At 63.8% G+C, this 24,855-nt stretch carries 22 protein-coding genes; 8 read left to right on the forward strand and 14 right to left on the reverse strand.

Features of this window, described 5'->3' with window-relative positions; translation table 11 throughout:
- Positions 1-118: 118 nt before the first annotated feature.
- Positions 119-1,777 (reverse strand): FMN-binding glutamate synthase family protein, encoded by a 1,659-nt coding sequence (locus tag QZ497_RS18235; protein ID WP_295477541.1) that lies wholly within the window; start codon positions 1,775-1,777, stop codon positions 119-121.
- A gap of 174 nt (positions 1,778-1,951) precedes the next feature.
- Complete coding sequence (locus QZ497_RS18240; protein ID WP_295477543.1) at positions 1,952-2,956, reverse strand: alpha/beta hydrolase; 1,005 nt, start codon at positions 2,954-2,956, stop codon at positions 1,952-1,954.
- Between the two features lie 249 nt (positions 2,957-3,205).
- Here QZ497_RS18240 and QZ497_RS18245 point away from each other — a divergent pair, with 249 nt between their 5' ends.
- A complete protein-coding gene (locus tag QZ497_RS18245; RefSeq protein ID WP_295477545.1) occupies positions 3,206-4,123 on the forward strand; it encodes a LysR substrate-binding domain-containing protein in 918 nt (305 codons plus the stop codon).
- Positions 4,124-4,267: 144 nt separating this feature from the next.
- On the opposite strand, the gene pstB is transcribed toward QZ497_RS18245, so the two are convergent.
- The 4 genes from pstB to pstS all read right to left on the reverse strand — a co-directional run bounded on the left by pstB (position 4,268) and on the right by pstS (position 8,019).
- On the reverse strand, positions 4,268-5,047 hold the full coding sequence (pstB, locus tag QZ497_RS18250) for a phosphate ABC transporter ATP-binding protein PstB (RefSeq protein WP_295477546.1): 780 nt from the start codon (positions 5,045-5,047) through the stop codon (positions 4,268-4,270).
- Positions 5,047-5,928, reverse strand: a complete 882-nt coding sequence (gene pstA / locus QZ497_RS18255; RefSeq protein WP_295477548.1) for a phosphate ABC transporter permease PstA — start codon at positions 5,926-5,928, stop codon at positions 5,047-5,049. Before pstA ends, pstB begins: the two co-directional genes overlap by 1 nt.
- Positions 5,925-6,920, reverse strand: a complete 996-nt coding sequence (gene pstC, locus QZ497_RS18260; RefSeq protein ID WP_295477550.1) for a phosphate ABC transporter permease subunit PstC — start codon at positions 6,918-6,920, stop codon at positions 5,925-5,927. The genes pstA and pstC overlap by 4 nt, the downstream gene beginning before the upstream one ends.
- Before the next feature lie 82 nt (positions 6,921-7,002).
- Complete coding sequence (pstS, locus tag QZ497_RS18265; protein ID WP_295477552.1) at positions 7,003-8,019, reverse strand: phosphate ABC transporter substrate-binding protein PstS; 1,017 nt, start codon at positions 8,017-8,019, stop codon at positions 7,003-7,005.
- Between the two features lie 466 nt (positions 8,020-8,485).
- Between pstS and QZ497_RS18270 the strand changes: the two genes are divergently transcribed.
- Positions 8,486-8,800, forward strand: a complete 315-nt coding sequence (locus tag QZ497_RS18270) for a hypothetical protein (RefSeq protein ID WP_295477554.1) — start codon at positions 8,486-8,488, stop codon at positions 8,798-8,800.
- 147 nt (positions 8,801-8,947) lie between these two features.
- Complete coding sequence (locus tag QZ497_RS18275; RefSeq protein ID WP_295477556.1) at positions 8,948-9,256, forward strand: hypothetical protein; 309 nt, start codon at positions 8,948-8,950, stop codon at positions 9,254-9,256.
- 23 nt (positions 9,257-9,279) lie between these two features.
- Here QZ497_RS18275 and QZ497_RS18280 read toward each other — a convergent pair whose 3' ends face one another.
- Positions 9,280-10,947, reverse strand: coding sequence for a VRR-NUC domain-containing protein (locus QZ497_RS18280; RefSeq protein ID WP_295477558.1), 1,668 nt, complete (start codon positions 10,945-10,947; stop codon positions 9,280-9,282).
- A gap of 143 nt (positions 10,948-11,090) precedes the next feature.
- Here QZ497_RS18280 and QZ497_RS18285 point away from each other — a divergent pair, with 143 nt between their 5' ends.
- Positions 11,091-11,600 (forward strand): nucleoside 2-deoxyribosyltransferase, encoded by a 510-nt coding sequence (locus QZ497_RS18285; RefSeq protein WP_295477560.1) that lies wholly within the window; start codon positions 11,091-11,093, stop codon positions 11,598-11,600.
- On the opposite strand, the gene QZ497_RS18290 is transcribed toward QZ497_RS18285, so the two are convergent.
- Positions 11,593-11,823, reverse strand: coding sequence for a hypothetical protein (locus tag QZ497_RS18290; RefSeq protein ID WP_295477562.1), 231 nt, complete (start codon positions 11,821-11,823; stop codon positions 11,593-11,595). The genes QZ497_RS18285 and QZ497_RS18290 overlap by 8 nt on opposite strands.
- 84 nt (positions 11,824-11,907) lie before the next feature.
- Complete coding sequence (locus QZ497_RS18295; RefSeq protein ID WP_295477564.1) at positions 11,908-12,810, reverse strand: LysR substrate-binding domain-containing protein; 903 nt, start codon at positions 12,808-12,810, stop codon at positions 11,908-11,910.
- A 124-nt stretch (positions 12,811-12,934) separates the two neighbouring features.
- Here QZ497_RS18295 and QZ497_RS18300 point away from each other — a divergent pair, with 124 nt between their 5' ends.
- Positions 12,935-14,014, forward strand: coding sequence for an AbrB family transcriptional regulator (locus QZ497_RS18300; RefSeq protein ID WP_295477566.1), 1,080 nt, complete (start codon positions 12,935-12,937; stop codon positions 14,012-14,014).
- A gap of 72 nt (positions 14,015-14,086) precedes the next feature.
- Here the strand turns inward: QZ497_RS18300 and QZ497_RS18305 are convergent, their stop codons facing one another.
- The 4 genes from QZ497_RS18305 to QZ497_RS18320 all read right to left on the reverse strand — a co-directional run bounded on the left by QZ497_RS18305 (position 14,087) and on the right by QZ497_RS18320 (position 19,574).
- A complete protein-coding gene (locus tag QZ497_RS18305) occupies positions 14,087-15,346 on the reverse strand; it encodes an AGE family epimerase/isomerase (RefSeq protein WP_295477568.1) in 1,260 nt (419 codons plus the stop codon).
- A 118-nt stretch (positions 15,347-15,464) separates the two neighbouring features.
- Positions 15,465-17,090 (reverse strand): methyl-accepting chemotaxis protein, encoded by a 1,626-nt coding sequence (locus QZ497_RS18310; RefSeq protein WP_295477570.1) that lies wholly within the window; start codon positions 17,088-17,090, stop codon positions 15,465-15,467.
- 150 nt (positions 17,091-17,240) lie between these two features.
- Positions 17,241-18,386 carry a glycerate kinase gene (locus QZ497_RS18315; RefSeq protein ID WP_295477572.1) on the reverse strand — a complete coding sequence of 382 codons (1,146 nt, stop codon included), beginning with the start codon at positions 18,384-18,386 and terminating at the stop codon, positions 17,241-17,243.
- Positions 18,387-18,494: 108 nt separating this feature from the next.
- The gene (locus tag QZ497_RS18320; RefSeq protein ID WP_295477574.1) at positions 18,495-19,574 is read right to left on the reverse strand and encodes a sugar diacid recognition domain-containing protein; all 1,080 of its coding nucleotides are present in this window, start codon (positions 19,572-19,574) and stop codon (positions 18,495-18,497) included.
- A gap of 127 nt (positions 19,575-19,701) precedes the next feature.
- Between QZ497_RS18320 and QZ497_RS18325 the strand changes: the two genes are divergently transcribed.
- Entirely contained in the window at positions 19,702-20,853 is a 1,152-nt protein-coding gene (locus QZ497_RS18325; protein WP_295477576.1) for an alpha/beta fold hydrolase, read from the forward strand.
- 35 nt (positions 20,854-20,888) lie between these two features.
- Here QZ497_RS18325 and QZ497_RS18330 read toward each other — a convergent pair whose 3' ends face one another.
- Positions 20,889-21,602 carry a FadR/GntR family transcriptional regulator gene (locus QZ497_RS18330; RefSeq protein ID WP_295477578.1) on the reverse strand — a complete coding sequence of 238 codons (714 nt, stop codon included), beginning with the start codon at positions 21,600-21,602 and terminating at the stop codon, positions 20,889-20,891.
- A gap of 467 nt (positions 21,603-22,069) precedes the next feature.
- Here QZ497_RS18330 and QZ497_RS18335 point away from each other — a divergent pair, with 467 nt between their 5' ends.
- Together QZ497_RS18335 and gudD are read left to right on the forward strand one after the other, a co-directional pair.
- The gene (locus QZ497_RS18335) at positions 22,070-23,395 is read left to right on the forward strand and encodes an MFS transporter (protein WP_295477767.1); all 1,326 of its coding nucleotides are present in this window, start codon (positions 22,070-22,072) and stop codon (positions 23,393-23,395) included.
- Between the two features lie 35 nt (positions 23,396-23,430).
- A complete protein-coding gene (gudD, locus tag QZ497_RS18340; RefSeq protein ID WP_295477580.1) occupies positions 23,431-24,774 on the forward strand; it encodes a glucarate dehydratase in 1,344 nt (447 codons plus the stop codon).
- Positions 24,775-24,855: the final 81 nt, after the last annotated feature.

Consider the following 24,855-nt stretch of genomic DNA (forward strand, 5'->3'; position numbering starts at 1 on the left):
TGATCGACATCCGCCAACCTCAAAACACCTAGCCGGCACCGTTTAACGACAGAATCATCAGAAGCCTCAAAGGCGACTTTCGTCGCCTGCAGCGCCGCCCAGCGACATACCCTGCCTGTTACGCCCTCGCCTGCCCAATCACCGTCGGCTCCATCGCCGTTTCATCCGCCGGCATCGGGTCGAAGCTGTCGGACCGTGCCGCACGCCACATGCGGGCGTAGAACTCTCCGGCCACATCGCCGCTGAGCAGTTCGCCTGGCTTGAGGAACACGTGCAGCTGGGAGAACAGTTTCACTTCGGTGGCGGACATACGCCGCACCAGGTGGCGGGCGGTGAGTTGCGAGGGGTGGCTCAGGCCGGCGGCGGCGAGCATTTCGGCCAGGGCATGCAAGGTGCTGCGGTGGAAGTTGTAGACGCGGGTGGCCTTGTCTTCGACCACCAGGGCGCGCTGGCGCAGTGGGTCCTGGGTGGCGACGCCGGTCGGACATTTGTTGGTATGGCAAGACTGCGACTGGATGCAGCCGATGGCGAACATGAAGCCACGGGCAGCATTACCCCAGTCTGCGCCGATGGCCAGGACACTGGCGATATCGAAAGCGCTGATGATCTTGCCACTGGCGCCCAGCTTGATCTTGTCGCGCAGGTTGATGCCCACCAGAGTGTTGTGCACGAACAACAGGCCCTCGCGCATCGGTACACCAAGGTGGTCGGTGAACTCCACCGGTGCCGCACCGGTGCCACCTTCCGCACCATCGATGACGATGAAGTCAGGCAGTATTCCGGTTTCCAGCATGGCTTTGGCGATGCCCATGAATTCCCACGGGTGGCCCAGGCACAGCTTGAACCCGACAGGCTTGCCGCCGGACAACTCGCGCAGCTGGGCGATGAAGTGCATCAGTCCCAGCGGTGTGGAGAAGGCGCTGTGGCTGGAAGGCGAGATGCAGTCTTCGCCCATCGGCACGCCTCGGGTGCTGGCGATTTCCTGGGTGACCTTGTGCTTGGGCAGGATGCCGCCATGGCCGGGCTTGGCACCCTGGCTGAGCTTGATCTCGATCATCTTCACCTGTGGGTCGCTGGCCTGCCGGGCGAACTTCTGGGCGTCGAAATGGCCGTCGTCGGTGCGACAGCCGAAATAGCCGCTACCCAGCTCCCAGACCAGGTCCCCGCCATGCTCCCGGTGGTAAGGGCTGATGCTGCCCTCCCCCGTGTCGTGGGAGAACTGGCCCAGTTTGGCGCCCCTGTTCAGGGCGCGGATGGCGTTGGCGCTAAGCGAACCGAAGCTCATCGCCGAGATGTTGAACACCGAAGCCGAGTAGGGTTGCGTGCATTGCGGCCCGCCGATCTCTACCCGAAAGCTGGCCGGGTCCGACAGCGGCGCGGGGCGCATGGAGTGGCTGATGAACTCGTAGCCGGTCTGGTAGACGTTCATCAAGGTGCCGAACGGCTTGTCCGAAGGCTCGTTCTTGGCCCGGGAATACACTAGGGCGCGCTGGGCTCGGGAAAAGGGCAAGGCTTCACCGTCGGCTTCCAGCAAGTACTGGCGAATTTCCGGGCGAATGCCTTCGATCAGGTAGCGGATGTTGCCCAGAATGGGGTAGTTGCGGCGCACGGCATGGCGCGATTGCAGCAGGTCGAAAACACCCAGCAGGCTGAGCAGCCCGAACACCAGGGTCAATGGCCACAGCCATTCATGCTGATGGGCGAATGGCAGGGTTGCCAGGGTGAAAAGCACGCAGCCGACGAAGAACGCGTAGCGACTCAGCAGGGACAAGCTCATGAGATTTCCTTATGGCATGGCACGGTAAGATCACCATACCAAGATTCGCCGGGTGTTGATGTGCGGCTGTTTCGATACGGCGAGTCTTGGTCGGTTTTGGGTCTACGTGCAACACCCGTCGGCCAGGCATTGGAGCCGCTCCTCAAGGTCCCAGGTCAGATCTCCCAGCTGCTGTCACTTCAACTGCAGGCCCTCCAGCAACGCCTTGTGAAAGCGCTCAGGCTCTTCCATCTGCGGCGCGTGACCCAGGCCCTGGAACTCGACCAGCTCGGCACCCGGAATGCGCTTGGCGGTGTCCTTGCCCAATTGCGCGTACTGACCGATACGTGCCTTGACCTCAGGCGGGGCGATGTCGCTGCCAATGGCGGTGGTGTCGCGGTCGCCGATCATCAGCAGGGTCGGCACTTTGAGGTTGGGGAACTCGTAAAACACCGGCTGGGTGAAGATCATGTCGTAGATCAACGCCGAATTCCACGCCACGGCCTGCTTGCCGGGGCCGTTGAACAGGCCGGCGAGCATGTTCACCCACTGGTCGTACTCGGACTTCCAGCGCCCGTCGTAATAGGTCTTCTGTTCGTACTGGCGGATGCCCTCGGCGCTCACCTTCAGCTCCCGCTGGTACCACTGGTCAACGCTGCGGTACGGTACGCCTTCGGCTTTCCAGTCCTCCAGGCCGATGGGGTTGACCATCACCAGCTTGTCAGTCTGCTGCGGGTACATCAGGGCGAAACGGGTGGCGAGCATGCCGCCGGTGGAATGGCCGACCAGCGACACCTTGTCGACGCCCAGGCTGTCGAGCAGCGCATGGGTGTTGAGCGCCAGTTGCTGGAAGCTGTACTGGTAATGCGCGGGCTTGCTGGAGGTGCAGAAACCGATCTGGTCCGGGGCAATGACCCGGTAGCCGGCTTCGCTGAGGGTCTTGATGGTCGCCACCCAGGTGGCGCCGCAGAAGTTCTTGCCGTGCATCAGCACTGCCGTGCGCCCGTTGGCCTTGCCGTTGGGTGCGACGTCCATGTAGCCCATTTCCAGTTTCTGGTTCTGCGACTCGAAGGCGAACGACTTGAGCGGATAGGGATAGGCAAAGCCCTCCAGACGCTCGCCGTAGCTCGGCGTGGCGGCCTGGGCCAGGCCCGGCAAGGCGATGGACAATGCCAGGGTGGCGATCTTTGCAACCTGCATGCGAATAGCTCCTTTTCCTTGTTGGGGTCGGCGCGAAGCCTCGTGCCAGAGCGACGGCAGCGCTGAGCCGAGCCAGGCAGCGTACCGAACACAGACCACCGAAGCGCACGACAATTACGCTCGCAAGGTGAAAATGCATTGCAAAAAGTTTTGGCGGGCGACGGCAACAGGCTGGACGCCGGGTGATGGCACTTTTTAGACTGGCGCCCATCGGCCGGCACCTGGGGGCCGGAATCAAGGAATTTGCCGATGAATCGTAACGAGCTGCGCAAGGCGGACATCAACCTGATGGTGGTGTTCGAGACCCTGATGCAGGAACGCAACGTCACCCGAGCGGCGGAAAAGCTGTTTCTCGGCCAGCCGACCATCAGTGCAGCGCTGAACCGGCTGCGCAATCTGCTCGACGATCCACTGTTCGTGCGCGTGGGGCATCGCATGGAACCCACGGCGCGGGCCCACGAGATTCTCCGCCACCTGACCCCGGCCCTGGACGCGATGTCCACCGCGCTGAGCCTGACCCGCGAGTTCGACCCGGCGGTGAGCACCCTGACCTTCCGTATCGGGCTGTCCGACGACGTGGAGTTCAGCCTGCTGCCGGCCATGATGCGCGCCCTGCGCGAGGAGGCGCCGGGTATCGTGCTGGTGGTCAAGCATGCCGATTACTGGAATATCTCCGACCTGCTGATGTCCGGGGAAATCACCGTGGGCGTGTGCCTGACCCGCGACCTGCCAGCCAACGCCAAGCGCAAGCGCCTGCGCAACTGCCAGCCACGGGTGGTGCGCGCCGACGCCGCGCAAACGCCGATGACCCTCGACGAATACTGCTCGCGCCCGCACGTGGTGGTGTCCCACGTGGCCAGCGTCAGCAGCTTCGCCGATGAATGGCTGGAGGCCATCGGCCGCAAGCGCCAGGTGGTGATGTCGATACCACGCTTCACCTCCCTGCCTGCGCTGCTGGCCGGCACCGACCTTATCGCCAACCTCTCGGACTACGCCGCCGAGGCCATGAGCCGCATGGGCCTGCTCAAGGACGAACCCCTGCCCTTCGAGACGCCCGGGCTGGACCTGTCGATGACCTGGTTGAGCGTGATGGACAGCGACCCGGCCGAGCGTTGGCTGCGCGAGCGGATCGAGGCGTTCATGGGTGAACAGCGAGACAAACCCTGACGGGAGACAGCGGCCCAGACCGAGCCGCCCGATCCCGGCTTGAGCCGGCCCCACCCGAATGTTGCTGGCCGCACCTTTTGCGCAGGCGAAAAAAACGGGAGCCACCTGGGTGGCTCCCGTCATGCTCCTGCCAAGTGGCGGCAATCAGCCGAAACGACCGGTGATGTAGTCTTCGGTCTGGCTCTTCGACGGCTTGGTGAACATGGTGTCGGTATCGCCGTGCTCGATCAGCTCACCCAGGAACATGAACGCGGTGTAGTCCGAGCAGCGCGCGGCCTGTTGCATGTTGTGGGTCACGATGATCACGGTGAACTGCTCCTTCAGCTCGGTGATCAGTTGCTCGATCCGGCCGGTGGAGATCGGGTCGAGGGCCGAGGTCGGCTCGTCGAGCAGCAGCACCTGCGGGCGCAGGGCGATGGTGCGGGCGATGCACAGACGCTGCTGCTGACCGCCGGACAGGCCGGTGGCGCTCTGCTTGAGCTTGTCTTTCACTTCGTCCCACAGCGCGGCACCGCGCAGGGCCTGCTCGACACGCTCTTCCATCTCACGGCGCGAGAGCTTCTCGTGATGGCGGATGGCGTAGGCGATGTTGTCGTAGATCGACATCGGGAACGGCACCGGCTTCTGGAACACCATGCCCACGTGGCTGCGCAGGCGGTTCATCGAGTAGCCCGAATCCAGGATGTTCTCGCCATTGAGCAGCACTTCGCCACGCGCTTCCTGCTTGGGATACATCGAGTAGATGCGGTTGAACACGCGCAGCAGAGTCGACTTGCCGCAGCCGGACGGCCCGATGATCGAAGTGATGCGCTTCTCGGGAATCAGCATGTCGATCGACTTCAGCGAGCGATGGCTGTTGTAGAAGAACTCCAGGCCACGGACCTGAATCTTGATTTTTTCGTTCGCGAGAGAAAGGTTGTTCATCAGGACGCCTTATTGCGCAGAAGAATTAAGCGAGACATCAGGCTCAGCAGCAGTACGAACAGCGTCATGACCAGGGCGCCGGCCCAGGCCAGGGCGTGCCAGTCTTCGAACGGGCTCATGGCGTACTGGAAGACCACCACCGGAACGCTGGCGATCGGCTTGAGCAAGTCGCTGCTCCAGAACTGGTTGCCGAATGCGGTGAACAGCAGCGGCGCGGTTTCACCGGTGATGCGCGCCAGGGCCAGCAGGATGCCGGTGACGATACCGGCCTTGGCCGCGCGCAGGACGATCTGCATGGTCAGCTTCCACTGCGGCACACCCAGGGCCAGGGCCGCCTCACGCATGGTGGTGGGCTGCAGCTGCATCATTTCATCGGTGGTGCGCACCACGACCGGGATCACCAGCAGCGCCAGGGCAATGGCACCGGCGATGGCCGAGAAGCCGATGGTGTGGCCACTTACGGCGTTCAGCGGCAGGATCACCACGGTGTAGACGAACAGGCCGAGGACGATGGACGGTGCCGAGAGCAGGATGTCGTTGATGAAGCGCACCGCGTTGCCCAGCTTGGAGTAGCGGGCGAACTCGGCGAGCCAGACACCGGCCATCAGACCGATCGGGGTGCCGATCAACAGGCCGATCAGCGACATCAGGATGCTGCCGTAGAAGGCGTTGGCCAGGCCGCCCTGGGCGCCGGGTGGCGGAGTGATGCCGGTGAACAGGTCGAGGTTCAGGGCACTGACACCCTCGACTATGGTGGTCAGCAGGATCCACACCAGCCACAGCAGGCCGAATGCCGTGGCAGCGCAGCTGAGCACCATGGCGATGTTGTTTTTCAGCGCGCGAACCCGGTACAGGTTGGCGTTGGCTTTCACGTCGCTCATAGGCCCTCCTTGCGCGACAGGCGGGACAGCATCAGGCGGGCCAGGGCCAGCACGATGAAGGTCACGACGAACAGCAGGAAGCCCAGGGCGATCAGCGCCGAACGGTGCAGGTCGGTGTAGGACTCGTTGAATTCGTTGGCGATCACCGAGGCGATCGAGCTGCTTGGCATCATCAGCGACGGCGAGAACTGGATGGCGTTACCCAGTACGAAGGTCACCGCCATGGTCTCGCCCAAGGCGCGGCCCAGGCCGAGGAAGATACCGCCGACCACCGCCGAACGGGTGTACGGCAGGACGATGTCCCAGACCACTTCCCAGGTCGTACCGCCCAGCGCGTAGGCCGACTCCTTGAGGGTCGTCGGTACGGTGCGGAAAACTTCCTGCATCACCGAGGTGATGAACGGGATGATCATGATCGCCAATACGATACCGGCAGTCAGCATGCCGATACCCAGCGGCGCGCCCTGGAACAGCACACCTACGAACGGCAGGCTGCCGAGGTGCTCGGTGATCCATGGCGAAATGTGTGCGGCCATGAACGGGCCGAAGACGAATAGGCCCCACATGCCGTAGATGATCGAAGGAATGCCAGCCAGCAGCTCGATGGCCGAGGAAATGGGCATGCGCAACCATGGCGGCGCGACTTCGGTCAGAAAGATGGCGATGCCGAAACTCACCGGTACGGCGATCAGCAAGGCCAGAAAGGAGGTCACCAGCGTGCCGTAGATAGGCACCAGGGCGCCGAATTTGCCTTCGTTGACGTTCCAGTCGGTGCTGGTCAGAAAGCCGAAACCGAAGGTTTCGAAGGCCAGTTTTCCACCCCACAGAGTAGATGCCGCGATACAGCCCAGCAGTATCAGCACCAGCATCCCCGAGGCCTGCAGGACGCGCCGGAACCACACATCGTGACGATGATCCCGTTGGGCGCGCTTTTCGCTGTCGGAATCGGCAGCGCTCAGCTCGGCGGACAGATATTGGGTGTTTTCAGTCATGTTCGATCCACTCGCAAGGGAAAGCCCCCGCCACCGGCCTGCCTGGCTGATGACGGGGGTGAGCTACAGGCTTGAAACGCTGTTACTTGAACTCAGCTTTCCAGTAGGTCTCGACGCGGTCGACCAGCGACTTCGGCAGAGCTACGTATTCCAGCGATTCGGCCTGCGACTGGCCGTTTTCCAGGGACCACTTGAAGAAGTCGAAAGCAGCCTTGCTCTTCTCTTCGTTCTTGGGTTGCTTGTACATGATGATCCAGGTGGTGGCGGTGATTGGCCACGCAGCCTCGCCCGGAGCATTGGTCATGATCAGATTGAAGTCCTTGGCGCTCGCCCAGTCGGCGGTGTCGGCAGCGGCGGCGAAGGCCTTGGCGGTCGGCTCGATGAACTTGCCGGCGGCGTTCTTCAGTTGGGTGTAGGCCAGCTTGTTGGTGGTCGCGTAGGAATGCTCGACGTAGCCGATCGAACCCTTGATCTGCTTCACGTAGGCCGAGACACCTTCGTTACCCTTGCCGCCCACGCCCACTGGCCATTGAACGGTAGAGCCGAACTTCAGCTTCTCGTTGAACTCGGGGCTGACCTTGCTCAGGTAGTTGGTGAAGTTGTAGGTGGTGCCCGAACCGTCGGAGCGACGAACCACGGTGATGTCGGTGGCTGGCAGGCTCAGGCCTGGGTTCAGCGCAACCAGTGCCGGGTCGTTCCACTTCTTGATTTCACCCAGGAAGATCTTGGCCAGTACCGGACCGTCGAGCTTCAGCTTGCCGCTTTCCACGCCTTCGAGGTTGACGATCGGCACGATACCGCCGATCACGCTCGGGAACTGACCCAGGCCGCCGGCCTGCAGGTCTTCGGCCGACATCGGAGCATCGGAAGCGCCGAAATCAACGGTGCCTGCCTTGATCTGAGCGATACCACCGCCCGAACCGATCGACTGGTAGTTGATGCGGTTCGGCGAGTTCTTGCTGTAGTCCTGGGACCACTTGGAAATCACCGGGAAAACGAAACTCGAACCCGCGCCCGTTACGTCGGTCGCATGGGCCATGCCGCTCAGGCACAGCGAAGCGAGCAGGACAGACAAGCGTTTTTTAGTCAGCAGTGTCACGGGAATACCTCGATCCAGGAGAAATTGTGGGGTGGTCCACTTGAGAAGGCCCGAGGCGGATTTAAAACCGGAAATGTTTCTGTTTAATGACAAACACCCGAAATCGCCCTCCCGCGAGCCGCTTTCGCGGGTTTTCCAGGGCTGGAAAAAACCTGACAAAGCCCTTCTGGCTCCCGGTTTACGGGCGCTTCGCTGACACAACGCAGGCTGATATCAAAGCGCCAATACCCATGGATGGCAGCGCGCCATCTCTGTAGCAGAACTGTCAAAAACCGAGGTTTCGCGCCGCCTGACATTTCATCGGCATGACCCTTTCATGACCAATTGACGACACACATTGAGGGGAAATTTTGGGGTGGTATTGAACCGAGCGGCTCGAGGTAGCACCGTTCGTCGGCGAGCATGGCACCTAAGCATCATCGCTCATGACCAATCCATGTATGCCTCATTCACAGGAGTAATCAGCATGCGCACGACCCGACTGACCGCACTCGCCCTCGCCGGCCTGCTCACCGCCGTCTCCGGCGCCGCCATGGCCGGCTCCACCGGGCCTACCAACCCGGTCAACCCTAACGCCACCAAGCTGCCTGGCACTGATGGCACGCCGACCACTGACCGTAATACCTCCAACACCCAAGGCACCAAGACCCAGCCTCGCGAAAGTGGCACCGATGTCCAGCATGGCAAGGTTCCGGGCAAGACCACCCATGACGGTCACAACAACATGAACCATGATAAGACCCAGACCACCACGCCTTCCGGCAAGCCTGTGGTCAACTGATCCGCGATGCCGGGCAGTCCCCTGCCCGGCCGCCCGGCAGGCGTCCGCACCAGTGGTCGCCTGCCCTTGCCTTCCATCTCCCGCCCGCGCACGCCTGCCGCTCTCCGAGACCCAATGTGGACCATCCACCCCCTGGGAGAAGCGATCATGATCCGTAACAGCACCTTGGCCCTGGCCCTGATTCTGGCCTTGGCCGGCAACACTGCGCTGGCCGTCGACACCGGCCCCACCCAACCCCCCACCGGCCGCGGCAGCACCATGGGCAGCGACGGCAGCACCCAGCCGGATGTCGACCAGACCCGCCCTGGCCAAGGCAACGACACCCCCGGCATGCCGCCGTCGGCCACCGACCGGGACGACGCGGCAAACGGAAGGCCGGACGGCAAGATGCATGACAAGGGTATGGGCGAAGGCAAGCGTGGCAACTGGTCGCGCGAGCGCGACGTCGATGACTGAGCCGCCATGCAGCGGGCAACGGCTCAGGCGCTTTGCGCCAGGTTCTGGTCGCTGCTGGCCCATTGCACGTAACAGACCTCCACGGGCATGCCGTGCTCGGCGCAGAAGGCCAGCCAGCGCAGTTGGTTGTCCTGCAGGCGGTCTCCAGGGCCCTTGACCTCGATCATCCGGTAGCGGCGTTGCGCCGGGTAGAACTGAATGAGGTCTGGCATGCCGGTGCGATTGGCCTTGATGTCCTGCAGCAGGCGCATGAACCAGCGGCGCAGATGCTCCGCCGGCAGGCAGGCCAGGGCCAGTTCCAGACGCTCGGGCGGCAAGGCGTTCCAGAACACGAAGGGTGACTGCAGGCCGTACTTGGCGGCGTAGCGCTCCCGAATCAGCGCTTGCCAGCTGCCATCATCAAGGTGCGCCAGGCAGGCGTCGAACAATGGCTTGCGTCGGGTATGGAAGTCGGGGCTGTGCAGGTCGCTGGGCCCGGTATGGAAAGGATGAAAGAACGCTCCCGGTAACGGCGCGAAGATCGCCGGCCAGCACAACAGGCCGAACAGCGAATTGACCAGGGTGTTCTCGACGTAATGGGTCTCGCTGCCTTCTTCGGCCAGATGCAGGCTGACCAGCTGTTCGACACTCAGGCCCGGTTCGGGCTGCAGGCACAGGTCGATGCGCTGCGGTGCCGCCACGCGGCCCCGGCGCTCGGTCGCCAGCCCCAGTTGGCGCTGCAGGCGTGGCAGTACCCGCTGCAGGTGCTGCACTTCGGCATCGCTTTCCGGCAGGCTGCGTGCCTCTTGCAAGAGCGCCATGGCCGCGGCGTAGTCGGCACTGCGCTCCAGTACCCGGACACGCCGCGAACGGGCGCCGGGGTAACCGCAGTCGCGATACACCTGCAGGGCCAGCGGCCAGTCCTGCAGGCGTTCGGCCTGCTGGCCGATGAGAAACAGCAACTTGCCCCGGCGCATGCGCAGCCAGGGGTTGTCGGTCGTGACGTTCAGGGCCGTGGCGGCCAGTTCAGCCAGCTCGGCACCCGCCTCAAGCGCTTCGCGGCAGGCATGCAGGCACACGCAGGCGTCGATGTCGGCGCGGCTGACAATGGCGCGTGAGTCGGCGGCGAACTCCACGCTTTCGTAACGGTAGATGCCCAGGTCGGCAAGCACGAACTCCGACCACTCCTGGTGCAGGTTGCCGAAGTACAGCAGCCGTAAGCGGTCGCACAGCTCCATCACCCGCAGGGCCAGCACCTGCTCTTCGAGGTCGGGGTGCCAGGCGCGCAGCGGCCGAGCCTCGGCGAACGCCGGCAGCAGGCGCTCGTACCACTGCGGCTTGCGTTCGCTCGCCTTGATGCCATGGACCTTGAAGCACTGCAGCAGTTCGTCCTTGCGCAGCACCTGGAACAGCGCGTCGAGGTCCAGGGCCGGGCAATCGTCGACCCAGCCCAGCGCCACCAGCGGTTGCACGGCCAGTCGCGCATCACCCAGCTCGGCGTAGCTGAGCTTGCTGACGCGGAACAGGCTGCCCTTGCGCATCACCATGCGTACCAGCAAGCCCTGGGCCGGCGTCGGCAGCGCACGGAAGTCGTGGATGAACTGCCGCTCTTTGGTATCGAGCAGGTCGTCGTAGCGCTGGCTGATCCAGGCCAGCACCTGGTGGAAATTGACCAGGTAGTAGAGCGGATTGTCGAGCGGTGGAGGAGTCACGGGAGGCGCCGGGCGAATCGAAGACCCGGCAAGGATACTGGCTATCCGTACAGATTGCAGCCGCTGGCCGTCCAGCCCGATCAGTGGCGGTCGTCAGGCCGACCTGCCATGCTGTGCCCTGCACTGCCACGAGGAACGCCATCATGCCTGCACCGCTGATCTACCTGGCCGGTTTCGATGTGTTTCGCGCCAATGCCATCGAGCACGGCCGCTACCTCAAGGACCTGTGCGCCGCGCACGGCATGCAGGGTCTGTATCCATTCGATAACCAAGTGGAACCGGGACTGCCGCCCGGCGAGACGGCGCGGCTGATCTGCCAGCAGAATATCGGCATGCTGCAGCGCTGCACGGCGGTGCTGGCCAACCTCAACGCCTTTCGTGGTCTGGAACCGGACTCCGGCACCGCTTTCGAGGTGGGCATGGCGGTGGCCCTGGAAAAACCGGTGTGGGCCTACTGCAAGCCGCTGGTGCCGCTGCGCGAGCAAGTGCCGCACGATGAGCAGGGCTTAGACGCGCAGGGGTTCGAGGTGGAGAATTTCGGCCTGCCGCGCAACCTGATGCTGGCCTGTAGCTGGGCCGGGGTCAGCTCCAGCGTGGAGCTGGCCGCCGAGGCACTGGCCCGCTACCTGGCACGTAACGGCGCACTCAGTTGAGCGAGGCGGAACCGATGTCGCCGGTATAACCGGGGTCGAGCTTGTCGGCGTCGGCGAAGTCGTCCAGGCCCAGCAAGTCAGGGTCTAGGTAGACTTCGGCTTCCGGGTCTTCATCGGCGTCGGCGTCGTTGAGCGGCGAGCGGTCGCCGCCGAAATGCAGCTCGAAGCGGATCAAGGCCGGGTTCAAAAACGGGCTATCCATGGCGAGGTCAGCGTGATGCATCTTGATCGTGCTCCTGTCTGAAACGTTTCAAGCGGTTGTTATAACAGCAAAATCCCCTTTTGTGCGGCGCGCGGTGGGGCGCACTCAAGACCAGCTCAAGAAATCCCGGCCATGATCGCGCAGCATTGCCAGCATGTCCTGGGCGGCCGGGGACTGATAAGCCCCCTTGCGCACCGTGACGCCGACGGTGCGCTTCATGGTCACTTCGGGCACCGGCACCACGCGCAGGTGTTTCATGCTCTGGCCGAACTCCACGCTTTCCCGGGCGATGAAACTCAGCAGGTTGCTCTGGGCGATCAGGCCCGGCAGCAGGGAAATCGAGTTGGCCTCGATCTGCACCACCGGCAACGGCAAGCTGTGGGCGGCGAAGGTCGCATCCAGCCATTTGCGTGACGACACACCGATCGGCGGCAGCACCCAGCGGTAATCGCACAGGTCGCGCATCTGCAGGGCGCTGTCGAACACCGGGTGATGCTCACTGGCGATCACCACCAGTTCGTCGTCGAACAACGGGAAACTGCTGAACTGCTCACTGTCGGGGATCAGCGAACAGATGATCATGTCGACCTGCCCCTGGTTGAGCGCCTCGCGCTGCAGGTCGTCCTGGCCGATCACCAGCTTGAAGGTCAGATCGGGAGCGCGCTGCATCAGCGCCTGGGTCAGCTTGGGCAGCAGGTGCTCGGCCATGGTCGCCGCGCACCCCAGGCGGATGTTGCCCACCAGCCCGCTGGCGAAGTCGCGCACCTCGCGCTGGGTCTGCGCGATGCTCTGCTGCAGCTCCTTGCCGCGCGCCTTGAGCAGTTCACCCACCGGGGTGAGCTTGATGCGTCGACCGTCGCGCTGGAACAGCCGGGTGCCGAACGACTCTTCCAGACGCTGGATGCTCTTGGTCAGGGCCGGCTGGCTGCGATTGAGCTTTTGCGCCGCGCGCCCCAGGTGGCCCAGCTCGGCGATGGTTTCGAAATAGGTGAGGTCGCGCAGGTCCATAATCGATCAACATTAGTTATTGATTCATGATTATTAGAAAATAGACTTGATGATTTCAAGCCCGGATAATTCCCCCATGCGAACCGTCATCAAGGCTTCGCGTCACTCGCCTGGGAGAATTGCCTTGCCGCGCGCTTTACCACTCGCTTCGACCCCCTTCCCCGCTCTGGCCCAATGGGCCTGTCTGATTCTCTGCGCCGGCCTGGTCGGCCAACTGTTCAGCGCCCTGCACCTGCCTGCCGCGCTATTTCTCGGCCCCATGCTGGTGGCCATCGCCTTTGGCGTCGCCGGCGCCACCATTCGCTTGCCGAAGATCCTCTTTCAGCTGGGCCAAGGCACGGTCGGCATGATGATCGCCCACGCCATGAGCCTGAGCGTATTGCTCATGGCCTTGCAGGAATGGCACGTCATGCTGCTGGGTACCGTCTTGACCGTGATGCTGAGCGCCCTGGTCGGCGTGGTCCTGGTGCGCTACGCCGGCATTCCCAGCCACACTGCGGCCTTGGGCACCTCGCCTGGCGCAGCATCGGCGATGGTGGGCATGGCCGAAGACTACGGCGCAGACCCCCGCGTGGTGGCCACCATGCAGTACGTGCGAGTCGTGCTGGTGGTGATGTTCGGCGCGCTGGTCAGCCACTGGCTGGGGGCTTCGGTGGGCGGTGCCACGGGGCATGCCAGCACCAACCACGCGGCCAGCCTGGACCTGAGCAACGTGGGCCTCAGTCTTGCGGTCATCGGTACCGGTGTGTTTTTGGGCTTGCGCCTGCCCGCCGGGGCCCTGCTGGTGCCGCTGCTGCTGGGCACGGTGTTACAGCTGTCCGGCGTGCTGGAAATCAGTCTGCCGAGCTGGCTGATCCCCTTCGCCTACGGCGCAGTGGGCTGCTACGTGGGTCTGCGCTTCGACCGCCAGACCGTGCTGTATGTCTGGCGGCACTTGCCGATGATGGCCCTGGCTTCGCTGCTGCTGATCCTGATGTGCGCGGTTTCGGCCTGGCTGATCTCGCTGGCAATGGGCAAGGACTACCTGTCGGTGTACCTGGCCACCAGCCCTGGCGGCCTGGACAGTATGGCGATCATCGCCATCGACACCCATTCCGACGTCGGCTTCGTCCTGGCCATGCAGACCCTGCGCCTGTTTGGCGTGATTTTCACCGGGAGCTTCCTCGCCCGCCAGGTGATGCGCTGGAGTGAACGGCGCAGCTGATGCCCTGGTCTTGCCAGCCTATTCGCGGCTGCAGCTACTTACGCGCCAACAAAACCGCTCTCGCCCCATGCCTCAATGCACCGCGCCCTGTTGCGCCAGCGCCGTGGCCAAGCTGGGCGCCAGGGGCAGCATGGGCAACAGCACCGCCTGGTAGGCGTGGTAAAGATCCGGCTTGCCATCCCAGATGATCCCCGCCGGCCGGTTATGCTCATCGAGTTCGTGGTGCCAACTGCCGTGCTCCCGGTCGATCAGACGGGCTTCGCTGAACTCCCAGAAACGCCGATACCACTGCTCGAAGACTTCTTCGCCGCTGTGCTGCAACAGGGCAGCGGCAGCGGCGATGGCCTCGCAGTGGGTCCAGTGCAGGCGCTGGCGAATCACCGGGCGGCGCTGGTCGTCCAGGGTATAGACGATGCCAGGGGCGCCATCGACCTCCCAGGCATGACGACAGGCACTGTCGAACAAGTGCCGGGCGTCCTTGGCCAGCCAGCCCGGCGCGTTGCAACGTACCCGCAGCAGCGCCGCTTCCAGATGCAACAGCAGGCGTGCCCATTCGAAACCGTGGCCGGGGGTGGTGCCATACGGGCGAAACGGGTCGGCGGGGTTGTCGCGGTTGTAGTCTGGCAGCGGCTCCCAACTGCGGCTGAAATGCTCGATGACCTGGAAATCGTTGGCCGCCGCCTGCTGATGGATCACCCGCTCGACGATGCGCTGGGCGCGATCCAGCCAGCGAGCGTCGCCGGTGACGTCGGCCAGAGCCAGAAATGCTTCGGTGCCGTGCATGTTGCTGTTGGCGCCGCGGTAATGCTCTTCATGCCGCCAGTCTTGGGAGAACGCCTCGCGCAGGGCGCCTTCCTCTTCGCTCCAGAAGCGCTCGAGCAACACGGCCTGCGCACGCTCCAGCAACGCCGCCGCGCCGGGGCGTCCCGCCACCGTGGCCGAGCTGGCGGCCAGGGCGACGAAAGCGTGCAGGTAAGCCTGCTTGTCGCTGCTGCCACCCTCCTCCAGCGGTGCATCGAACCAGCCATCGTGCTGCGCATCGCGCAACGGGCCTTGCAGCGCCGCCAGACCGTGATCGATGAGTTCAGCAAAACCGGGAATGCCCTGAATATGCGCGAGGGAGAAGCAATGCACCAGGCGAGCGGTGTTGAGGGTCTGGGCGCAGGCGCCGACCTTGAGCCGACCGTAGCCGTCCAGGTCACCGAAGCCCTGTTCCAGGCGTGCGGCCTTGGCAAAGCCAAGCAGGCGATTGGCCTCAAGGGCCAGCCACTGACGATGCGTGGGATTGTGCAGCCAACTGCTGAAGACGTGCGGGGTGAGATGCTTGTCCATGACGCTCTGGCCCTCCTCAACCGAAAGGTCAGGCTGCGGGAAGGATGCCTGACCGACCGAGCGCATCATGCGCGCGCTGGCCGGTCGGCAGCAAGGGCCAGAAATGTCACGACGGGCGTTACACTTTGAAGCGCGCCACCACCTGGCTGAGGTCGCCGGCCAGGCGCGACAGCTCGTTGCTCGAGGCGCTGATCTGATTGGCGCCCTGGGTCGACTGCATCGACAGGTCGCGGATGTTGACGATGTTGCGGTCCACTTCTCGCGCCACCTGCGCCTGCTCTTCCGCCGCACTGGCGATCACCAGGTTGCGTTCGGAGATCTGGTTGATCGACTGGGTGATTTCACTGAGCGACTCACCGGCGCCCTGGGCCATCTGCAGCGTCGACCCGGCCTGCTCGCGGCTGGCGAGCATGGAGGTCAAGGCCTGGGCCGAGCCGTTGCGCATGGCACTGACCATGGCATCGATCTCCAGGGTCGACTGCTGGGTGCGATGCGCCAGGGCACGCACTTCGTCGGCCACTACCGCGAAGCCACGGCCAGACTCGCCCGCGCGCGCCGCTTCGATGGCCGCGTTGAGGGCCAGCAGGTTGGTCTGCTCGGCGATGGCGCGGATCACATCCAGGACCTTGCCGATGTCCTGCGACTGATCGGCGAGGTTCTGCACCAGGGTGGCGGTGCTCTGCACGTTGTCGGTCAGCGACTGGATCGACTGCACCGTCTCCATCACCCGCTGCTGCCCGGCCTTGGCCGAGGCGCTGGAGTGGTTGGAGGCATCGGAAGTCGACACGGCATTGCGCGCCACCTCTTCCACCGCCGAGGTCATTTCGTTGACCGCCGTGGCCGCCTGGTCGATCTCGGCATTCTGCTGGTGCAAACCGCGATAGCTGTCTTCGGTCACCGAGTTCAGCTCGGTGGCCGCCGAGGCCAGCTGGGTGGCCGAGCTGCTGATGTGGGTCATGGCCGAGCGCAGGTTGTTCTGCATCTGCTGCAAGGCGCGCTGCAGACGGGTCACTTCGTCTTCGCCCTCGACGTGAATGGTACGCGTCAGGTCGCCCTCGGCCACATGCTCTGCCGCCCGCACGGCGTTTTCCAGCGGGCGCACGATGCTGCGCGTCAACCACAGCGCCAGGCCGATGGTGGCCAGGGCGGCGATGACCACGAATATCAGCACCACATGGCTGGAATTGTCGTATTGCGCTTCGGCCGCCATGCCTTCGGCATCGATCTGCTTGTTATAGAAATCGCTCAGGTCGGCCAGTTGCTTGCCCGAACCGTCGACGATGGTCTTCATGTCCACCAGCAACAACTTGTTCAGGCCAGCCATGTCCTTCTGCGCGGCCAGATCGAAGGAGCGCGCCAGGCCATCACGGTACTGCGCCAGCGTGGTGCGGAACTGGTCGGCCAGGGTCTTTTCTTCAGGGGTGTCGACGAATTTGTCGAGCACCTGCATCTTGCCGTCCAGATCTTTCAGGCGGGTGTCCATCTGGCCTTTGTAGGTGCCCACGTTGGCAGGATCCGGGTCCAGGGCCATGCGCAGCGAGATAGTGCGGATGCGCAGCATGATTTCGCGGATATCAGCGACCACTCGCATGCTGGGTACCCAGTTGGTTTCCACCGCCACTTCACTCTGGCGAATGGTGTGCATCTGTACCAGTGCGAACCAGCCTAGCAATGCAACAAGCAGAGAAATGAGGGCAAAACCCAAGCCCGCACGGCGGGCGATGGTCATATTGCGTAGGTTCATGGCTACGACTCTTTGTTATGAGAGAGGAAACGGCGCGCAGTCGTCAGACGACATCACCGGCTTATCGGCCTCTCGTCATACATCTTGAGTCGCAAATGCCATCCGATCGATCTCCCCCGTCGGCTCGCCGGGCAGACGCCAGAAACCCCGTCAGCGGCGTCGCTGAGCGGCCAACTGCCAGAACATGGCCAGATCGCGCGCACGATCATGCAACAAGCCGGCGGCGTATCGGCAGGCATGCTCCAGCGTCATCGGCCCATCGACCAGGGCGAAGGCCGCGCTGATGCCCTGTTGATACAACTGTTCATAGCCCTCGCCCAGCGTACCGGCCAGTACCACCACGGGGACGCCTTGGCGACCCGCGAATCGCGCCACGCCCAGCGGCGTCTTGCCTCGCAGGGTCTGGGCATCGAAACGCCCCTCACCGGTGATGACCAGGTCGGCCCCCTGCAGCGCGCGTTCCAGGCCGGTCAACTCGGCGACCACTTCGACACCCGCCCGAAAACTGGCCCCCAGGAAAGCCTTGGCCGCGAAACCCATGCCACCGGCCGCACCGCTGCCGGGGCTGTCACGCAGGTCACGCTCCAGCACGGCCGCGCAGTGATCGGCGAAATGCCCCAGCGCGGCATCCAGCGCCAGCACCTGCTCGGGTGTGGCGCCCTTTTGCGGACCGAAAATGTGTGAGGCGCCTTGCGGACCACACAGCGGATTGTCGACGTCGGCGGCAATCTCGAAGCGCACCTCGGCCAGTCGCGGATCCAGCCCGGTCAGGTCCACACGCGCCAGTTGCGCCAGCGCCAGCCCGCCAGGTGGCAGGGGCTCGTCGCAGGCATCGAGGAAACGCGCACCGAGCGCCGTCAGCATGCCGCTGCCAGCGTCGTTGGTGGCACTGCCGCCAATCGCCAGAATCACTCGCCTTGCCCCGGCATCCAGGGCCTGGGCAATCAGCTCGCCGGTGCCATAGGTGGTGGTCACTCGCGCGTCACGCTGTACCGTCTCCAGCAGTTGCAAGCCACTGGCGGTGGCCATCTCGATGATTGCCGTACGGTTGTCAGCCAGCCAGCCCCAGTGCGCCTCTACCGGTTGTCCCAGCGGCCCGGACACACGCGCCTGGCGCAATTGGCCGTGGCAGGCCTCGAGGACGGATTCGATGGTGCCTTCACCGCCATCGGCCATGGGGCAGATGCGCAGCTCGGCGTCAGGCCAGACCTCTTGCAGACCACTGGCGATCGCCTGGGCGACGGCCTGGGCGCTGAGGCTGTCCTTGAAAGAGTCGGGGGCAATGACGATGTTCATGAGGCAACTCCTGTTCTTGTGCCGGCATCTTCGCATCCGCAACCCGGCTTTACGCCGGGCTGGCGCACAACCTTCTCCGTCAGGCGCCGTTCATTTGCACAATGCCGCTCATTTGCACAGTCCCCGCACCTGGCGCCCCAGATAAAGCTGCAGCAGGTCGGCGGTGCGGTAGGGATCGCAGCCGGTCAGTTCAGCGATCTTTTCCAGGCGGTAACGCAGGCTGTTGCGATGAATGCCCAGGGCTTCGGCGCACACCTGGCTTTCGCCACTGTGCTGCAGCCAGCGGTCGAGGGTTTCCAGCAATTGCGGATGTTCGTGCAGCGGCTGCATCGGTGCGGCGATGTCACGCGCCAGCCAGTCATCGCGGTGACGCCAGAACAGCACCGGCAGGCGCAGCTCGTGCAGCGACAGCAGGCGCTGTGCGGGGCAGCGCTGGGCCGCGTAATCGAGCAGGTCGCGCAGCGCCGCACAACACTGGCGCAGCTCGGCCAGGTCCTGCGCCGGCTCCGCCACGCCGATGCGCAGCAGCGGCCAGCCCTGTTCCAGCCAGTGCAGGTCTGCCTGGCCACGCTGGCTGGGCCGGCACCAGAACACCAGGTCGGGCCCACGCAGGATGCACCAGCTGTCGGGACAGCGTGCACGCAACCGGGCGATCAGCGGGTGCTCCATGCTCAGCGGCTCGCTGGCCTGCAGCAGCAGCGCCTGACGCGGCAGCTGCGGTTGCAGGCCCACCTGCCGCGCTTCTTCGGCCAGGCTGTCGGGACAGTCGCCCCACAGCAAACGCGCCAGCAGTTCGTCGCTGCGCTGCTGGCGCCATTGCAGATCGGCCTGCTGGCGGCGCTGTTCCATGAGCATTTCGGCGGTCATCTTCACCAGCTCGCCATAGACCCGCACCTGCTCCGGATCGCCGGTGATGCCCAGCACCCCCACCAGTTGATGGTCGAGCATCAGCGGCAGGTTGACGCCTGGTTTGACGCCGCCCAGGCGGCTGGCGGCGCCGGCGTCGATCTCCACCACTTGCCGGGTCGCCAGCACCTGCTGGGCACCGGCATGGCAACTGCTCAGGCGCTGCGCATCACCACTGCCGATGATGATGCCCAGATAGTCCATGACATTGACGTTGTGTGGCAGGATCGCCATGGCACGGTCGACGATATCCTGGGCCAGGGCGCGATCGAGGGCGAACATGGCAGACTCCCGACGAATGGGTTTTGTTGAATTTATCGAAGCCGGCAGTGTGCCTGAAACTGGAGCCCGGGGCTAAGGCCGTGGCACAGTGCATGCTTCGCCCTTCCCGCCCTCAAGGTGCACGCCGTTGATCCGCCGCTTCCTGACCCTGTTGTGCGCCCTACCCCTGCAAGCTTGCGTCAGCCAGGCCGACGAGCCCTCTTCCGACACGGCCTTTGAACGCTATCGCCAGACCACCCTGCAGTTGCTACGCGACACGCGCGACTTCCAGACCCCCGACCACGCCACGGAGCTGGCCTGGAATGCCCCGCAGCAGTGGCGCCCGACGGGCACCCCGCGGGGCGGCATCCTGCTGGTGCATGGCCTGGGTGATTCGCCGTGGTCGTTCCATGACATTGGCCAGAGCCTCGCCGACCAGGGTTATCTGGTGCGTAGCGTGTTGCTGCCAGGCCATGGCACCCGCCCCGAGGACATGCTCGAAGTGACCCTCGAACAATGGCAGCAAGTGGTACGCGAACAGGCCGCGCAGCTGACCCGCGAGGTGCCACGCATCTATCTCGGCGGTTTCTCCACTGGCGCCAACCTGGTGCTGGACTACGCCTACGAGCATGAAGAAATCGCCGGGCTTGTGCTGTTTTCCCCGGCGTTTCGGTCCGACAGCGAATACGTGTGGCTGACCCCGTGGATCAGCTGGGCACGCCCGTGGCTGGCCAAGCCTCATGAAAACGGGCGACCGATGCAAACGCCCGTGCGCTACCTCAATGTGCCCACCAATGGCTTCGCGCAGTTCCATCGCAGCAGCCTGCTGGCGCGCCAGCGCCTGGAACAGGCGCCGTACAACAAACCGGTGTTCGTGGCGATCACCGAACACGACTCGGTATTGGACACCGCCTTTGTGCTGGACACCTTCAACCAGCGCTTCAGCCACCCGGCCAGCCGCCTGCTGTGGTACGGCAGCAACCCGGCACCGGCGGCACGCAGCCCACGGGTGCTGGTGCGGGACGATCACCTGCCACAGCTGCGGATCAGCCAGTTTTCCCACATGGGCCTGTTGTTCTCGCCGGAAAACCCGCTGTACGGCGCGCAAGGCAGCCAGCGAATCTGCTGGAACGGCCAGACGCCACAGGACATGGCCCGTTGCCTGGCGGGTGAGCCGGTGTGGTATTCGGACTGGGGTTATCGCGAGCCGGGCAAAGTCCACACCCGGCTGACCTTCAACCCCTATTACCCATGGCAGACGCAAGTGATGCTGGAGGTTCTGGCGGCAGACGCGCAGTGATCGAGGCCCCAGCAATCGAAACCGCTCGCTGGCGGCTATTCCAGAGGCACCAGGCGTTCGCGGCTGTTGCTCAGGTGAGTCCACATCGCCGCCCGTGCGGCATCGGGGTCCTTGCGGCGGATGGCACTGAGCAGCGCTTCATGTTCGAGGTTGGCCAGATAGCCGTGTGGGACGAGATTGCTGCCAGCGCGCTCGCTGTTGGCGATACGCGTACGCGGGATCATTGCACTGCCCAGGTGCTGCATGATTTCCAGGAAATACGGGTTGCCGGTGGCTTCGGCGATGAGCATGTGAAAGCGCTTGTCGGCCTCCACGCAGCTGTCGTCCTTGGCCAGCAGGTCCTGGTAGTCATCCAGCGCCTGGCGCATCGCCGCCAGCTGCTCGTCGGTACGGCGTAGCGCAGCCAGGGCCACGGCCTGGGTTTCCAGGCCAATGCGCAGTTCGATGATGTCGCGCACCCGTGACGCGGTCTCGACCTTCAGGCGCAGCCCGGTCTGGTCCTCACGCGGCAGCACGAAGGTGCCCTTGCCATGATGGGTGACCACCAGCCCGGAGGCCTGCAGCTTGGAGATGGCCTCACGCACTACGGTGCGGCTGACCCCATATTCGCGAACGATCTCGTTTTCCGAAGGCAGCTTTTGCCCCGGTGCGATCTTGCCCAGCAGGATGCGCTGGCTGAGTTCCGTCACCAGGTCGGTGGCCAGGCTGTGGGAGCGGCGCTTGGGTGCGGCAGCGGGCGTTTCTTGCATGCAGGCGTTCCGGCTGGAAGTTGTATTTTTTCTCGGTGACCTGCCCGGCGAAAAAGGCTTTCACACCGGCCCGGCCAACGAGGATGCGCCGCATCATAGCATCGCAGCGTCATTCGAAGGCCTGCACATGTCCGGTCTGACTCGTCTAACTTGTTAGACAAGTTACCTCATCAATCTTTTCACCCGTCACCGCTCGGCCGATAAAAAGCGCATCTCAAAGGCTTTTTACAACACCTCATAAAACCCTTAAAAATCCGAATGACTGCTGGTTATAGCGCTTAAAATCAGCAAAAAACACTATTTTAAAAACCGCACCCATGCCCTTTTGCGCGCACTCCCCCTGCACTTCCCTCTTGCAGCAATAACCTTTGCTTGTATGATGACCAACAAGGCAAGCATCGACTCGCCCATGACCCGCATAAAAACAACGAGTGGGAGAAAACCCAGTGAGTACATCCACCCCCAGGATGAACAGCACCCTGGACCCGACCCTGCAGTCGGCCATTTCCAAGGTCAAGCGTCACGTCCTGCCGCTATTCGTCATCATGTTCATCGTCAACTACATCGATCGGGTGAACATCGGCTTCGTACGTTCGCACATGGAAACCGACCTGGGCATCGGCGCTGCCGCCTACGGCCTGGGCGCCGGCCTGTTCTTCATCGGCTATGCGCTGTTCGAAGTCCCTTCCAATATCCTCCTGCAGAAAGTCGGCGCTCGCGTCTGGCTGACCCGCATCATGCTGACCTGGGGCATCGTGGCCGCCTGCATGGCCTTCATCCAGAACGAAACCCACTTCTACATCCTGCGCTTTCTGCTGGGTGTCGCCGAAGCGGGCTTCTTTCCTGGGGTGATCTACTACTTCACGCGCTGGCTGCCTGGCGTGGAGCGCGGCAAGGCCATCGCCATCTTCCTCAGCGGCTCGGCCATCGCCTCGCTGATCTCCGGCCCGCTGTCCGGCCTGCTGCTGCAGATCAGCGGCCTGGGCATGAAGGGCTGGCAATGGATGTACTTCATCGAAGGCATGTTCTCGGTGGTGTTGTGCTTCTTCGTGTGGTTCTGGCTGGACTCCAAGCCGCATGACGCCAAATGGCTGAGCCGCGCCGAACAGGACGCCCTGGTCGCCGCCATCGACGCCGAGCAACAGGCCCGTGAAGCCGCCACGCCGATCAAGCCTTCACTGGGGCAACTGCTCAAGGACAGCCAGATCCTGCTGTTCTGCCTGATCTATTTCCTGATCCAGTTGACCATCTACGCCGCGACCTTCTGGCTGCCGAGCATCATCAAGAAGATGGGTAGCCTGAGCGATTTCGAAGTCGGTATGTTCAACTCCATTCCGTGGCTGCTGTCGATCATCGGCATGTACGCCTTCGCCAGCCTGGCCGGCAAATGGAAGCGCCAGCAGGCCTGGGTCGCCGCCGCACTGCTGGTGGCTGCGGCCGGCATGTTCATGTCCACCACCGGCGGGCCGATCTTCGCCTTCGTGGCCATCTGCTTCGCGGCGCTGGGCTTCAAGTCCGCCTCGTCGCTGTTCTGGCCAATCCCGCAGGCCTACCTGGACGCCCGCATCGCCGCAGCGGTCATCGCCCTGATCAACTCGGTGGGCAACCTCGGTGGTTTCGTCGCACCCACCACCTTCGGCTTTCTGGAACAGCACACCGGCTCCATCCAGGGCGGTCTTTATGGCCTGACCTTCACCTCGATCTTCGCCGCGGTCATCGTCTTCGCGGCACGCAACACACCCAAGCCAGGCGCCACGCCGGTGGCCGACATCAAGACCTCACCCAGCCACTGAGCCGCTGAACGCTGACAAGAACAAAGGAACCGAACATGACCATTCAGACTTCCGGCAGCACCCCCGTCATCACCAGCCTGCAAGTAGTGCCCGTAGCCGGCCATGACGACATGCTGCTCAACCTCAGCGGCGCGCATGGCCCCTACTTCACCCGCAACATCCTGATCCTCAAGGACAGCGCCGGACACACCGGCGTGGGCGAAGTCCCCGGCGGCGAAGCGATCCGCCAAACCCTGGAAGACGCCCGCACGCTGGTGGTCGGCAACGGCATCGGCACCTACCAGAAGATCCTCAACGACGTGCGCAAGGCCTTTGCCGAACGCGACGCCGGCGGCCGCGGCCTGCAAACCTTCGACCTGCGCATCACCATTCATGCGGTCACCGCCCTGGAAGCCGCCCTGCTCGACCTGCTTGGCCAGCACCTGGAGGTGCCGGTGGCAGCCCTGCTCGGCGAAGGCCAGCAGCGCGATGCCGTGGAGATGCTCGGCTACCTGTTCTACGTGGGCGACCAGGACCAGACCAACCTGCCCTACCGCCGCGAGCCGGATGCGGAAAACGACTGGTTCCGCGTGCGCCATGAAAAGGCCCTGACCCCAGAGGCCGTGGTGCGCCTCGCCGAGGCAGCCCATGCCCGCTACGGCTTCAAGGACTTCAAGCTCAAGGGCGGCGTGCTGCGCGGCGACGAAGAGATCGAAGCGGTCACCGCTCTGGCCGAGCGCTTTCCCGATGCGCGCATCACCCTCGACCCCAACGGCGCCTGGTCATTGAAGGAAGCCATTCGCCTGTGCCGCGACCAGCACAACGTATTGGCCTATGCCGAAGACCCCTGCGGCGCCGAGAACGGTTATTCCGGCCGCGAGGTGATGGCCGAGTTCCGCCGCGCCACCGGCCTGCGCACCGCCACCAACATGATCGCTACCGACTGGCGGCAGATGGGCCACGCCATTCAGCTGCAGTCGGTGGACATCCCGTTGGCCGACCCGCACTTCTGGACCATGCAGGGCTCGGTGCGGGTGGCGCAAATGTGCAACGAGTGGGGCCTGACCTGGGGTTCGCATTCCAACAACCACTTCGACATTTCCCTGGCCATGTTCACCCATGTCGGCGCCGCCGCCCCCGGCGAGATCACCGCACTGGACACCCACTGGATCTGGCAGGACGGCCAGCGCCTGACCAAGGAACCGTTCAGGATCGTCGACGGCAAGGTCGCGGTGCCGAACAAGCCGGGCCTGGGCGTGGAGCTGGACATGGACCAGTTGAACAAGGCCCACGAGCTGTACAAGAACATGGGCCTGAACGCCCGTGACGATGCCGTGGCCATGCAGTTCCTGATTCCCGGCTGGAGCTTCAACAACAAGCAGCCGTGCCTGGTGCGCTAAGCCCTCTTCAAGCGGTACCCCTCGCCCTGATGGGCCACCGGCGCGCAGCCCCCTTGCGCGCCGTTTTTTCATTCTCTCCGC

The sequence above is a fragment of the uncultured Pseudomonas sp. genome (assembly GCF_913777995.1).
In the GTDB taxonomy this organism is placed as follows: Bacteria; Pseudomonadota; Gammaproteobacteria; order Pseudomonadales; family Pseudomonadaceae; genus Aquipseudomonas.

What these genes read in the sequence shown, in the direction of transcription:
- QZ497_RS18295 (WP_295477564.1), bottom strand. Translation starts at nt 12,810, where the DNA reads ATGGACCTGCGCGACCTCACCTATTTCGAAACCATCGCCGAGCTGGGC.
- QZ497_RS18290 (WP_295477562.1), bottom strand. Translation starts at nt 11,823, where the DNA reads ATGCATCACGCTGACCTCGCCATGGATAGCCCGTTTTTGAACCCGGCC.
- QZ497_RS18335 (WP_295477767.1), top strand. Translation starts at nt 22,070, where the DNA reads ATGAACAGCACCCTGGACCCGACCCTGCAGTCGGCCATTTCCAAGGTC.
- QZ497_RS18235 (WP_295477541.1), bottom strand. Translation starts at nt 1,777, where the DNA reads ATGAGCTTGTCCCTGCTGAGTCGCTACGCGTTCTTCGTCGGCTGCGTG.
- QZ497_RS18305 (WP_295477568.1), bottom strand. Translation starts at nt 15,346, where the DNA reads ATGGACAAGCATCTCACCCCGCACGTCTTCAGCAGTTGGCTGCACAAT.
- QZ497_RS18240 (WP_295477543.1), bottom strand. Translation starts at nt 2,956, where the DNA reads ATGCAGGTTGCAAAGATCGCCACCCTGGCATTGTCCATCGCCTTGCCG.
- QZ497_RS18245 (WP_295477545.1), top strand. Translation starts at nt 3,206, where the DNA reads ATGAATCGTAACGAGCTGCGCAAGGCGGACATCAACCTGATGGTGGTG.
- QZ497_RS18315 (WP_295477572.1), bottom strand. Translation starts at nt 18,386, where the DNA reads ATGAACATCGTCATTGCCCCCGACTCTTTCAAGGACAGCCTCAGCGCC.
- QZ497_RS18270 (WP_295477554.1), top strand. Translation starts at nt 8,486, where the DNA reads ATGCGCACGACCCGACTGACCGCACTCGCCCTCGCCGGCCTGCTCACC.
- pstA (WP_295477548.1), bottom strand. Translation starts at nt 5,928, where the DNA reads ATGAGCGACGTGAAAGCCAACGCCAACCTGTACCGGGTTCGCGCGCTG.
- pstC (WP_295477550.1), bottom strand. Translation starts at nt 6,920, where the DNA reads ATGACTGAAAACACCCAATATCTGTCCGCCGAGCTGAGCGCTGCCGAT.
- QZ497_RS18275 (WP_295477556.1), top strand. Translation starts at nt 8,948, where the DNA reads ATGATCCGTAACAGCACCTTGGCCCTGGCCCTGATTCTGGCCTTGGCC.
- QZ497_RS18310 (WP_295477570.1), bottom strand. Translation starts at nt 17,090, where the DNA reads ATGAACCTACGCAATATGACCATCGCCCGCCGTGCGGGCTTGGGTTTT.
- QZ497_RS18320 (WP_295477574.1), bottom strand. Translation starts at nt 19,574, where the DNA reads ATGTTCGCCCTCGATCGCGCCCTGGCCCAGGATATCGTCGACCGTGCC.
- QZ497_RS18285 (WP_295477560.1), top strand. Translation starts at nt 11,091, where the DNA reads ATGCCTGCACCGCTGATCTACCTGGCCGGTTTCGATGTGTTTCGCGCC.
- QZ497_RS18330 (WP_295477578.1), bottom strand. Translation starts at nt 21,602, where the DNA reads ATGCAAGAAACGCCCGCTGCCGCACCCAAGCGCCGCTCCCACAGCCTG.
- pstB (WP_295477546.1), bottom strand. Translation starts at nt 5,047, where the DNA reads ATGAACAACCTTTCTCTCGCGAACGAAAAAATCAAGATTCAGGTCCGT.
- gudD (WP_295477580.1), top strand. Translation starts at nt 23,431, where the DNA reads ATGACCATTCAGACTTCCGGCAGCACCCCCGTCATCACCAGCCTGCAA.